Consider the following 12,341-nt stretch of genomic DNA (forward strand, 5'->3'; position numbering starts at 1 on the left):
AGATTTTAAATTAGATATATTTAATATTTATTAAGTAGAAATGCCATGAAGGGTAGTATTAGCTCTATACTTCATGGCATTTTATTTTGATAAGCTGAGTATCACACTTATAAACAGAGTTCTTGACGTAAAGAGTAAAAAGGATTATTCTCATTTGTAGTGAGGTGTATGAATAGATGAAGGTAAAAGCTTATGGTAAAGTAAATATAGTCCTTGATATTATTGGGAAAAGAGAAGATGGATATCATCTTTTAAGGATGATTATGCAAACTGTTAATATATATGATGAATTAACTTTTAATAAAGGAGCAGAAGGAATACATATTACAAGTAATAAGGAGTTTGTCCCTACAGATAATAAAAACCTTGTGTATAAAGCAATAGAGTTATTTTGTGATACCTATGGCATAAAAAGAGAGATGGAAGTTCATATTGAAAAGAATATTCCTGTAGAAGCTGGCATGGCAGGAGGAAGTACTGATGCAGCAGCAGCTTTAAGAGCTATGAGGGATATATATAAACCTAATGTTAGTAATGAAGAGCTTAGATTACTTGGAGTTAAACTAGGAGCAGATGTACCATATTGTATAGAAGGGGGAACGGCTCTTTGTGAAGGGATTGGAGAAGTTATAACTCCTCTTAAGGATTTTAAAGATAAACTAATGGTAGTTGTTAAGCCCAACTTTGGGGTATCTACAGTGGATACTTATAAGGGTTTTAAGCTTAATGAGGTAAAGGTTCATCCTAATGTGGAAGGTGTTATAAAAGCTATGGCTAGGGATGATGTTAAATATGTAGCTGATAATATGATGAATTTACTAGAGCTTGTAACAATAAAGGATCATAAGGAAATTGAGGTTATAAAGGACTTTATGTGCAAAGAAGGCGCACTAGGAGCAATGATGAGTGGAAGTGGACCTACTGTTTTTGGCTTTTTTAATGACATTAATAAAGCAAATCAGTGTGCGGATAGCTTACTGGAACAGTATAAAGAGGTTTTTGTTACAAGAACCATCTAGAATTTCTTTAGAAAATAATAGCCATAATATAATTAGAGATAAGAGCGTGATTCAAGGAGAATTGCACTCTTATTTTTTTCGTTAAATTAGATTTTAAGAAGGTTAAAGGTTTATGCAAAGAATTCTGTTTATGAATATAAACTTTATATTAAGGTAAAACTAGGTTTGCAGGAAATTGTTAAGGTTCCAGATAGCTGATAAATTAAAATATAAATTTGAAGGATGATAATTTATGATGAGACTTTTAATTGAAAGATTTGATATATACCTAGTAATACTAATATTAGTATCTGGGTATATGATGGTAGGTAGCGATGTAAGGTATTTTTCAAGAGAGGATAAGCAAAAAGCTAAAAAACAAAGTTTAATAATTGGGATAGCTATGATGTTAGTTGTGGTTGGAATGTTTATTCTGAGAGGAATCGTTATCTAAAATAATAGATACAGAAGAAATTAGATTTTTAATTTTGTGGCACTGAAGGGAAGGAGATATCTATATGAAGGATCAAATTCGTGAACATATTTCTAATAGCACAAGAGAGAATATGGATTATCTTAAGAAATTATTTAAAGATACATCCGACATGGTATTTAGGGAATTTAAGTTTGGAGACATTCTTTGTGGAGTCATATATATAGATGGTATGGCAGATAAGGAATTATTAAATGATTTTTTACTTGAACCTATGATGAAGATGAGTGGAAATGTAACTGATTCTAAGGAGATAAAAGATCGAATTATAGCTATATCTGATATGAGAGAAGTTAATAAGTTAAGTGATGGAATTACTGCAATATTATCAGGTGAAAGTTTAGTTTTAATAGATAACCTACAAGGAGCATTAGTGGTAGCTAATAGAGCTTGGCCTAATCGTGGAGTTGGTGAACCCTCAGGAGAAACTGTAATACGTGGATCTAGAGAAGGTTTTACAGAAACTATTAGGTTTAATACAGCACTTCTTAGAAGAAGAATTAGGGATGTAGGCCTTAAAATTGAGGGAAGACAATGTGGTGTTAGATCTAAAACCGATATGGCTATAGTATACATAGATGACATAGTAAATACTGATGTATTAGAAGAATTGAAGGAAAGATTAGATAGAATTGATATTGATGCAATTTTAGATAGTGGTTATGTTGAGCAATTTATTGAAGATAATGATAGAACTCCATTTCCTCAAGTGCAAAGTACTGAAAGACCAGATGTGGTAGCTGCTGCTTTATATGAAGGAAGAATAGGAATAATTGTAGATGGCTCACCTTTTGCATTAATTGTTCCAGCGGTGTTAGTGGATTTCTTTCAATCACCAGATGATTACTATACAAGTTGGATAAGTGGAAGTATGGTAAGGTTCATCAGAATTGTAGGAATACTGGTATCTTTAGTTTTACCCGCTTTGTATGTAGCTGTAACCACATTTCACACAGACTTAATTCCTACAAAACTAGCATATACTATAGCTTCATCTAGAGAGGGAGTACCCTTTGCTGCCTATGTAGAGGTATTACTCATGGAAGCTAGTTTAGCCTTTTTAGTTGAAGCTATTATAAAATTACCGAAACCAGTTGGTTCTACTATTGGTATAGTTGGAGGACTTATAATAGGTCAATCAGCTGTAGAGGCAGGACTCGTTAGTCCTATAATGGTTATAGTTTTAGGACTTACAGCAATAACAACATTTTTAATACCTAACTATACAGTAACTTCGGCCTTTACTTATTTTAGAATAATGATTATTATTCTAGCAGCAGTTTTTGGTTTGTATGGAATAATGCTAGGTATTATATTCTTAATAATTCATTTAACGAGAATAAAAAGTTTTGGAATACCTTACCTTGCTCCAGCAGTAGATTTAATTTGGAGTGATTTAAAGGATCTATATGTAAGAATGCCGCTTAAAGTCTTTAAGGATAGGCCACATTTCTTAAAGCCACGAGATGAAGTGAGACAGAAAACTAAAAGACAAGGTGGTACTAAATAAGGTGTTACCATAGCTGGGAGGTTGAAATATGAAAAATAAAGGATTTATTGAAGAATTTGCACTCTTTGCTAGCTTATCAGTATCCATGATAGGGGTAGGTGTTTTTTATGCTCCCGCTATTGTAGCTAAATATGTAGGAGCGGATAGTTGGATATCTGCAATAATAGCAGGAATTGCAATTTGTTTAATTCTTTTTTGTATATATGAAATAGTTAAAATAAATAAATATAAGGATATTACACCTATATTAAAAGATACCTATGGAGGGGTTTTAGGAACAATAATATCTTTAATATATTCATTGGTGATAATAATTGTTTTAGCATTTTCTCTTAGGGTATTTTCTGAGGTTATAACCATGTATCTTTTAGTTAACACACCTACTGAAGTAATAATAATAACATTTATATTTATAGGAATGTATTTAAGTCGTGGAGGCCTTGTTAATGTGGTACATTTTAATGAAATAGCCTTCTGGGTTATGTTTTTACCTTTAGCAATAATTTTATTGTTAACTTTACCTGAAGCAAACTTTAAAAATCTTTTACCAATAGGTGCTTCGCCTATTCAAAACTACTTTATATCTAGTTTTGAAATGCTATTTCTATTTAATGGCTTTTCTATTGCTTTTATTTTGATACCCTATGTAAGAGAAAAAGGAAAGATTGGTCCTATTTTGAGAAGAAGTAGTCTTTTTGTAGGTCTGTTCTATGTGATAATATTTATCTTAGTGTCTGCTACTTTATCATCAGTACAAACTGCTGAAAGTATATTCCCAACCATAACAATGCTACAATCTATAAGTTCAAGAAGTGGATTTTTGGAAAAATGGGATGGTTTAGTTATGTCCTTGTGGGTAATATTCTATTTTACATCCTTTGCTAATATATATTACTTTGCTTCTTCCATATTAAAAGAGAGTCTTAATTTAGATGATATTAGAACGTCATCTATGATATATGTTCCTATAGTATATTTAGCAGCTATGATACCTAAAAGTATTATAGAAGTAAGAAATTTTAAGTTTGGCTATTTAAGAATTGGTTTTATTACAACAATTATAGTTGTGATAGGAATAACTCTATTATTAAGCTATATAAAGAAAAGGAGGATGCAAAGTGAAGAATAAGATAATAAAACTTATTCCTATAATGATGATATCTTTACTTCTTACTGGATGTTGGGATAGTGTAGAGATTGATAGAAAAGCCTTTGTATCTACCATAGCAATAGATGTAGGTGAAGATATTAAAGCTAGGAGTGAAATAATAAATTCTAAGGAGAATACATCAGAAGAGAGTATTGAAAAAAATAATACATTAAGAGTTACTTATGGATTTCCAGACATTAGAAATATGGATTCTAAAAAGGGTACTGCTTCAGAACTTTCTATAACGGTAGAAGGGTATTCAATGACGGATACATACTTTAAAGCTCTTGCAAAGAGTAGTAGAACTCTTCACTTTGGACATAGTAAACTATTACTTTTAAGTGAAGACTTATTTAAGTATCCTGAAGTTTTACAAGAAGTAATGGATTATATTGAAAGAGAACCAAGTTTAAATAGAACAATTATGATGACTATAGTTAAAGGAAAGGCCAAGGATTATGTAGAAGTTAAGCCTGTAACTGAAGAAAATATTGATAATTATATTACTAGTCTTATGGGTAACAGTAGTAAAAATGGGACAGTAGCACCTGTAAATTTAACAAAATATATAGACATGGTTAAATCTTACAATTCCAGTGCGTTACCAGTCTTTTCCCTTGAAAATGAAAAAGATATACAGCTTACAGGTATGGCTGTTATAAAAGATTTTACCATAAAGGATTATTTAGATAATAATCAGATGACAGATATTCAAATACTTAGAGGAGATATTGGTTCTTGTAGAAAGGCTATAAATAAAGAAGGGCATAATATAGACTACTATATAAAAAATGTAGATAGAGATTTACATATAGATTATAAAGATAATAAATTAAAGCTTAAGTACACCATTGATACAGAAGGTACTTTAAAGGGGTATTATTCTAAAGCTGAATCTTTAGATAGTGAGGTTATAAAGGAGATTGAACAACAATTTAATGAGTCTATGAAAAAGGACTTCCAAGAGCTTATAGATTTTACTAGAAATAATTTAAAGGTAGATGTATTAGATATTGGAAGTGATATAAGAAGGTTTCATAAAGGAATTTGGAATGAAGTAAAAGATAACTGGCCACAGGCTCTTGAAAATGCAGAAATATCTATTGAAGTAAACAATGATATAAGAAATATAGGGTTATCAAATTAAATATTAAAAGTATGATGTTCTAAAATATTAATAAAAATATTATTAAAAGTGAATATAACTTGTCCATGTGGTAACAATTAAGATATGATTTTAAGTTTTAGGAGGAAGAAACAATGAAAAAAATTATATCTATAGTTGTTACCATATTTTTTATAGTTATACTTTTAGTTAAGGTACAGGGAGTTGAAGCAGCTAATTTTATTTCTGAAAATAAGATGTCTAATAATGTTTCAATAGATGATATATCAGGAAAGTTAATTAGGTTTCACGTTATTGCTAATAGTGATAGTGAGAAAGATCAAAATCTAAAGCTTAAAGTTAGAGATAAAGTTTTAGAATATGTACAACCACTTTTAAAAGACAGTAAGAATATAGAAGAATCAAGAGAGATTTTAAATAGGGAAAACGAAAAAGTTCTTGAGATAGCTAGAGAAGTTATAAAAGAAAATGGTTATGACTATTCTGTAGAATCTACCCTAGATAAAGAGAACTTTCCTGTTAAAACCTATGGTAATATTACTTTGCCTCAAGGAGAATATGAAGCATATAGAATAATAATTGGAACTGGTGAAGGCCAAAATTGGTGGTGTGTTATGTTTCCTCCTATATGTTTTGTAGATATAACAAAAGGTGAAGTTGCCTATGAAGAGACTGAAGAGGAAATGAAAAAAGTTTTAGATGATGAAGAATTCAATATGGTGGATAACACTAATTCAGAAAATGTTAGTAGTGAAAAAATAGAAGAGATTAAAGAAGTAAGTGATGCTTTAGCGGATAATACGGAAGATGATAATATAGTAATAAAATTTAAAATAGAAGATATATTGAAAAATCTGTTTAAATAATATTGAATATGGTAGTGAACATATATAAAATATAAGGAGTATAATTTATTTATGTTCACTATTTAATTTTACAGTGAATAGATTGTACCAAGGATAAAATTATTGTTAGGAGTGATAAATATGAAGAAGGTAGCGATACTATTTGGAGGACAATCAACAGAACATGAGGTGTCTAGGGTATCGGCAACATCTGTTCTAAATCATATAGATAAAGAAAAATATAGTATATTTCCAGTAGGTATAACCAAAGAGGGAAAATGGTTTCTTTATAAAGGTGATATAGAGAATATAGGAAATGGAAAATGGGAAGAAGACTATAAAAATCAAGTTGAAGATGGAATTAAATTATTACTAAATAAAGAGGTAGACGTAGTTTTTCCTGTACTTCATGGTATGTATGGTGAGGATGGTACTATTCAAGGGCTATGTAAACTTATGAAATTACCATGTGTAGGTCCTTCAGTTATGAGTTCAGCTGTATGTATGGATAAGGTTTATACGAAATATCTTTTAGAACATGAAGGTATAAAACAAGCAGACTATGTAGTGGTAAATGCCTTTGATTATGGAAATGATAGTGAGAAATTTATAAATAAAATTGAACATAAGCTAGGATATCCTTGTTTTGTAAAACCAGCTAACAGTGGTTCTTCGGTAGGAATAACCAAAGCTCATGATAGAGAAAGTCTTGAAAATGGATTAATAGAAGCTTTAAAACATGATAGAAAGATTCTTGTGGAGGAAGGATTAAATGCTAGGGAAATAGAAGTTTCTGTACTTGGAAATGATGACCCTAAAGCTTCAGTTCCAGGAGAGATAATTCCAGCTAAGGAATTTTATGATTATGAAGCTAAGTATTCTAATGCAGAATCTAAACTTTTAATTCCAGCTAATTTAAATGATGAAGAGATGGCTACTATAAGAAGTTTATCCCTTAAAATTTATAAGAAATTAGATTGTGCAGGCATGGCTAGAGTGGACTTTTTAGTAGATAAGGAAAGTGGAGAAATATATTTAAATGAAGTAAACACTATACCAGGCTTCACAAGTATAAGCATGTACCCTAAAATGTGGGAAGCTACAGGGTTATCCTATAGTAATCTTATAGATAGATTAATTGAATTGGCAGTTGAAAGAGGTTAGTAAGTAAAATTTACTAACCATTACTTTCAAGTTGCTAGTAATAAAAGAAAATAGTAATATTATTATATGTGTTATTTTTAATATTTCTATAAGTTAATGTGATATAAAGAGATTAATATACTATAGATTAGAGTAAAAGATACAAGATAAAGAAACTAAGAGAGTTAGGTGAAGAAAAAAATGACAAGAGCATTAGCTATGGTTTCAGGCGGTTTAGATAGTATTCTTGCAGCAAAGTTAATTAAAGATCAAGGAATTGAGGTTATTGGAATATGCTTTAAATCTTATTTTTTTAACGAAGAAAATGCAAGAAGAATGGTAAAACAGATAGATATTCCTTTAGAAGTAGTAGATTTTAAGGAAGAACATTTTAAGATGGTTAAAAATCCTAAAAACGGATATGGGAAAAATATGAATCCTTGTATTGATTGTCATGCTATGATGATGAAGTACTGTGGACAACTCTTAGAAAAATTAGATGCAGATTTTATTATAACTGGAGAGGTTTTAAATCAAAGACCTATGTCTCAAAATAGAAGTGCATTAGATAAAGTTAAGAATGAAAGTGGAATAGGAAGCAAAATTCTTCGTCCTCTTTGTGCTAAAAATCTTAAACCTACAGAGATGGAAGAGAATGGCCTTGTAGATAGGGAAAGACTTTTAAATATTCAAGGTAGAGGAAGAAAGATTCAAATGGAGCTTGCTGATAAGTGGGGTATAAAGGAATATCCATCACCAGCAGGAGGATGCAAATTAACAGAGCCAAATTATTCTGTTAGGTTAAAAGAACTTTTATCTCATAACCAAAATCCAGAGGAAAGAGAGCTTGAATTACTTAGAATAGGTCGTCATTTTAGAGTTACACCTAAGGCTAAGGTTATATCTACAAGAACTCAAGAAGAAGGAGAAATGATAAAAAGTCTTCTTAAGGAAGGTGATACAATACTATTAGTTCAGGACTTTAATGGTTCTATGATAGTAATTATAGGTGAAGCTACAGAAGAAGTAATATCTATTGCAGCTAAGATTGCTATAAGATATAGTAAAGGTAAAGATGAACCAAAGGTCACTGTTAGATATTCAGAGTTTGGAAGTAAGGATCACAGGATTGTAGAAGAGACTTGTGCAACTGATGAGGAAATAAATTCTTATCTTATATAGAAAAGTTTTTAGAAGAGTAAATAAAATAGCCTTAGAGTTTAAATATATTTTAAATAAGATTCTTAGGAAGAATAGAGGTAAATATTATGGATAAGGATGCTATAATTAGAGTAAGTAGTATACAGAATAATGATGAGGATGAATGCATTGAAATTGTTAGTCCAGGATCATTTTTCAAAGAAGATGATGAGTATGTTGCTACGTATGAAGAAACAGAACTTTCGGGGTTAGGGGATACGTTAACTACTTTTAGAATAGGTGAAAATTATTTTAATCTTATAAGAGAAGGGGATGTAAATACTAATATGGAGTTTAAAAATGGGAGTAGTTCGTCTATTCTTTATAATACTCCTCATGGTGGATTATCTATTAAAATTAAAACTAATGATGTAAACATAGATATTAATGAAGCTGGTGGAAAAGTAAAAGTTGACTATGATGTAATAATAGCCAAAGACCAAATTATTAATACTAAGCTTGTAGCTACCATAAATGTTAAATAGTACAAAAATGTTTTACTTAGAAGCTATGCATAATTATATAATGCATAGCTTCTATTATTAAAGGAGTTGTGAATTTTGTATAGCTTTGAAGATATAATTGGGAATAGTAAAGAAATAAGAAATGTTAAAGAATTAGCTATGAAGGTATGTAATTCAAAATCTCCAATTTTCGTTTATGGTGATACTGGCACAGGCAAAGAATTGATAGTACAAGCTATACATAATAGTTCAATAAGAAGAAAAAAGCCCTTTATAGCACAGAACTGTGCTGCAATTCCAGACAATTTATTAGAGAGTATTTTTTTTGGAGTAGGAAAAGGTGGTTTTACTGGAGCTATAGAGTCAGAAGGGTTATTTGATATAGCCAATGGTGGTACTTTGTATTTAGATGAGTTAAATTCTATGGATATAATGTTTCAAGGAAAGTTCTTAAGGGTTCTTCAAGAAGGAGAATTTAGAAGAATCGGTGAGACTAACACTAGAAAAACAGATATAAGAATAATAGCATCAGTAAATGAGAATCCTGATTTTTTAGTTAAGAGCAATAAATTAAGAAAAGATTTATACTATAGACTTAATGTTATAAGAATTAACATGCCTGAATTAAATTCTAGAAAAGAAGACATACCTATACTTGTATCAATGTTTATAGAAAAGCATAATAAAAGATTAGGTACTAATGTTAATGGAATAGATAGTTATGCATTAGAAATTTTAATGAAAAAAGACTATGATGGAAATGTGAGAGAATTAGAACATATAATCGAAGGTGCTTTAAATTATAAAAGGCATGGAATTATTGAAATATCTGATTTGCAATTAGGAAATATTATTGAAAGTTTGTCCCTTAAAGATAAACTTGTGAATATGGAAATTAAATATATAAAGGAAGCTTTAATTATTCATAGTAATAATGTAAGTAAAGCAAGTAAATTTCTTAATATACCAAGGCAAACACTTCAATATAAAATAACTAAGTATAATATAATGGATTTGATAGATAAGGATAAGTAGTTTTAAATTATTATAGATTATTTAAATAGCTTAGTTCTGTATATGTATAGAAATATTTGGTTAAAATAATAAACAGAGTTCTTAGATTTTTCAATTTAAAGTAAAATATTTATTGATATAACAATAAATATTTTAGTTGGTAATAGATTTTTTGAAAATATAGTGTATACTTATATAGTAAAATCTATACTACAGCAAGTTTAGTTATATATAATTATATGAATAGATTAAACAAATAAAATAAACAATACAAAATTTTAATACATTTTAAAAGAAAGCTTCAAACTTCTATCATTTATAAATAATATCGAATTATATTAATCATATAAATATTATTTTCCAAAGTTACATTTAAATGAAATATACAATTAGGAGGTGATCCTTTGAATAGTGAAAATTTACATAGCATGAGTGTTATAGAATTAAAGAGTATTGCAAAGGAATTAGGAATAAAAAATATTACTAAGTTTAAAAAGAATGAATTAATTGAAGAAATTGAAAGAGTATCTTTAAAATCTGTTGAGATTAAAAATGAAGAAGATTCCCATAAGGATGATGAAAAAATACAACCTGCTCAAATAAAAAAAGAAGGTATAATTCTTAAGGAGAAACTTACTAAGAAAGATGTAGAAGAAGATAATAGTAAAGATGAAGTTATTAGTAAAGGTTTGGACATTGAAGAATCAAAGGAAACTGTAGTGGAAGAAAAGGTTGATAGTATAGAAGAAAAGCGTGAAAGATTAAAGAGTTTAATAAGTGAATCAGAAACATCAAAAGGAATATTCGAATTAAGTGACAATGCTAATTTTGGATTACTTAGAATGAATAACTATTTAAGTGGAAATAACGATATATATGTTTCAATATCCCAAGTTAGAAGATTTAATCTTAAGAATGGTGATGAAGTAGAAGGTAAAGTAAGAAGCTCTAAAGAAGGAGAAAAGTATCAAGCTCTTCTACAAGTAACAAAAATAAATGGTGAAAATCCAGAGAGAGCTGTTGGGAGAACATCTTTTGAGAGACTAACTCCTATATATCCTACAGAGAGATTGAAATTAGAAACTGAAGATTCTAAAGATTTATCAACTAGATTAATGGACATATTATCACCTATAGGGAAAGGTCAAAGAGGTGTAATAGTTGCTCCACCTAAAGCGGGAAAGACTTCTATCTTAAAGAAAATTGCTCATAGTATAGCAGTTAATCATCCAGAAGTTAAAGTTATAGTACTTCTTATCGACGAAAGACCAGAAGAGGTTACAGACATGCAAAGATCTATTAAGGGAGATGTAATTTACTCAACCTTTGATGAAGAGCCAGAACATCATGCGAAGGTAGCTTATATGGTACTTGAAAGAGCAAAAAGGATGGTAGAACAAGGACAAGATGTAATAATTCTTTTAGATAGTTTAACAAGATTAGCTAGAGCTTACAACTTAACAATAACTAGAACGGGTAGAACTCTATCAGGTGGATTAGATACAGGAGCTTTACTTATGCCTAAAAAGTTTTTTGGTGCAGCTAGAAATGTTGAGGAAGGCGGAAGTTTAACTATTCTTGCTACAGCTTTGGTTGAGACTGGAAGTAGGATGGATGATATGATTTTTGAAGAGTTTAAGGGTACTGGTAACATGGAAGTACACCTTGATAGACAGCTACAAGAACGTAGAATCTTCCCAGCTATAGATATTTATAAGTCAGGAACTCGTAGAGAGGATTTGCTTCTTACAAAATCACAGCTTGAAGTTAGTTATAACATAAGAAAGATTATGTATAAGACAGGGAACCCTCAAGCTGTTACTGAAAAACTTATAGGAATTTTATCAAAAACTAACAATAATGAAGAATTTTTTGAAATTGTATCTAAAAACCAAGACATATTAAAATAGATTATATGAAAAGCCATAGGTAGAGTTTATACCTATGGCTTTTGGACATAAAAAAATAGGAGAAGTATTCTTCTCCTACATAAAAATATATATGATTATTCGCTTTTAAGGTTGAATTTTTTCATAAACTTGTCAACTCTTCCACCAACGTCTACATTCTTTTGCTTACCAGTAAAGAATGGATGACATTTTGAACAAATATCAACTTTTAATTCTGATTTAACAGAACCTGTTACAAAAGTATTACCACAAGCACACTTAACAACAGCTTCGTCGTTATAGTTTGGATGTATTCCTTCTTGCATTTCATTTCACCTCTTTCGATATAACATACATACCCGTATTATCAACTATTAGATTATAACATAGAGATAAAATAAGGTCAATATGATTATTAATTGTATTATATAGTATTAGTGTATATAAAAATATTTATTTTTGAAAATGTACTTATAATATTAATTTGATTAATGGAGTTTTTTCTACTA

The 12,341-nt window shown here is 29.6% G+C and carries 12 protein-coding genes; 11 read left to right on the plus strand and 1 reads right to left on the minus strand.

Annotated features, from left to right (window positions below; all coding sequences use genetic code 11):
• Nucleotides 1-176: 176 nt before the first annotated feature.
• The 11 genes from ispE (at nucleotide 177) to rho (ending at nucleotide 11,853) form a co-directional block, all read left to right on the plus strand.
• On the plus strand, nucleotides 177-1,019 hold the full coding sequence (gene ispE, locus B3B03_RS13210; protein WP_346877563.1) for a 4-(cytidine 5'-diphospho)-2-C-methyl-D-erythritol kinase: 843 nt from the start codon (nucleotides 177-179) through the stop codon (nucleotides 1,017-1,019).
• A 232-nt stretch (nucleotides 1,020-1,251) separates the two neighbouring features.
• Complete coding sequence (locus B3B03_RS13215; protein ID WP_346877564.1) at nucleotides 1,252-1,452, plus strand: CLC_0170 family protein; 201 nt, start codon at nucleotides 1,252-1,254, stop codon at nucleotides 1,450-1,452.
• A 64-nt stretch (nucleotides 1,453-1,516) separates the two neighbouring features.
• Nucleotides 1,517-3,001 (plus strand): spore germination protein, encoded by a 1,485-nt coding sequence (locus tag B3B03_RS13220; protein WP_346877565.1) that lies wholly within the window; start codon nucleotides 1,517-1,519, stop codon nucleotides 2,999-3,001.
• A 28-nt stretch (nucleotides 3,002-3,029) separates the two neighbouring features.
• Nucleotides 3,030-4,130 carry a GerAB/ArcD/ProY family transporter gene (locus B3B03_RS13225; protein WP_346877566.1) on the plus strand — a complete coding sequence of 367 codons (1,101 nt, stop codon included), beginning with the start codon at nucleotides 3,030-3,032 and terminating at the stop codon, nucleotides 4,128-4,130.
• On the plus strand, nucleotides 4,120-5,298 hold the full coding sequence (locus B3B03_RS13230) for a Ger(x)C family spore germination protein (RefSeq protein ID WP_346846987.1): 1,179 nt from the start codon (nucleotides 4,120-4,122) through the stop codon (nucleotides 5,296-5,298). The genes B3B03_RS13225 and B3B03_RS13230 overlap by 11 nt, the downstream gene beginning before the upstream one ends.
• 113 nt (nucleotides 5,299-5,411) lie before the next feature.
• Complete coding sequence (gene spoIIR / locus B3B03_RS13235; protein ID WP_346846988.1) at nucleotides 5,412-6,143, plus strand: stage II sporulation protein R; 732 nt, start codon at nucleotides 5,412-5,414, stop codon at nucleotides 6,141-6,143.
• Nucleotides 6,144-6,263: 120 nt separating this feature from the next.
• Entirely contained in the window at nucleotides 6,264-7,286 is a 1,023-nt protein-coding gene (locus tag B3B03_RS13240) for a D-alanine--D-alanine ligase family protein (protein WP_346846989.1), read from the plus strand.
• A 180-nt stretch (nucleotides 7,287-7,466) separates the two neighbouring features.
• Nucleotides 7,467-8,447 carry a tRNA 4-thiouridine(8) synthase ThiI gene (locus tag B3B03_RS13245; protein WP_346846990.1) on the plus strand — a complete coding sequence of 327 codons (981 nt, stop codon included), beginning with the start codon at nucleotides 7,467-7,469 and terminating at the stop codon, nucleotides 8,445-8,447.
• Nucleotides 8,448-8,533: 86 nt separating this feature from the next.
• A complete protein-coding gene (locus tag B3B03_RS13250; RefSeq protein ID WP_346846991.1) occupies nucleotides 8,534-8,950 on the plus strand; it encodes a DUF1934 domain-containing protein in 417 nt (138 codons plus the stop codon).
• 75 nt (nucleotides 8,951-9,025) lie between these two features.
• On the plus strand, nucleotides 9,026-9,964 hold the full coding sequence (locus B3B03_RS13255; RefSeq protein WP_346846992.1) for a sigma-54 interaction domain-containing protein: 939 nt from the start codon (nucleotides 9,026-9,028) through the stop codon (nucleotides 9,962-9,964).
• 383 nt (nucleotides 9,965-10,347) lie between these two features.
• Nucleotides 10,348-11,853 carry a transcription termination factor Rho gene (gene rho, locus B3B03_RS13260; RefSeq protein ID WP_346846993.1) on the plus strand — a complete coding sequence of 502 codons (1,506 nt, stop codon included), beginning with the start codon at nucleotides 10,348-10,350 and terminating at the stop codon, nucleotides 11,851-11,853.
• 95 nt (nucleotides 11,854-11,948) lie between these two features.
• Here the strand turns inward: rho and rpmE are convergent, their stop codons facing one another.
• Complete coding sequence (gene rpmE, locus B3B03_RS13265) at nucleotides 11,949-12,158, minus strand: 50S ribosomal protein L31 (protein ID WP_035135372.1); 210 nt, start codon at nucleotides 12,156-12,158, stop codon at nucleotides 11,949-11,951.
• Nucleotides 12,159-12,341 lie beyond the last annotated feature (183 nt).

The organism is Clostridium sp. UBA5712 (genome assembly GCF_002419845.1).
Classification (GTDB): Bacteria; Bacillota; Clostridia; order Clostridiales; family Clostridiaceae; genus Clostridium_J; species Clostridium_J sulfidigenes.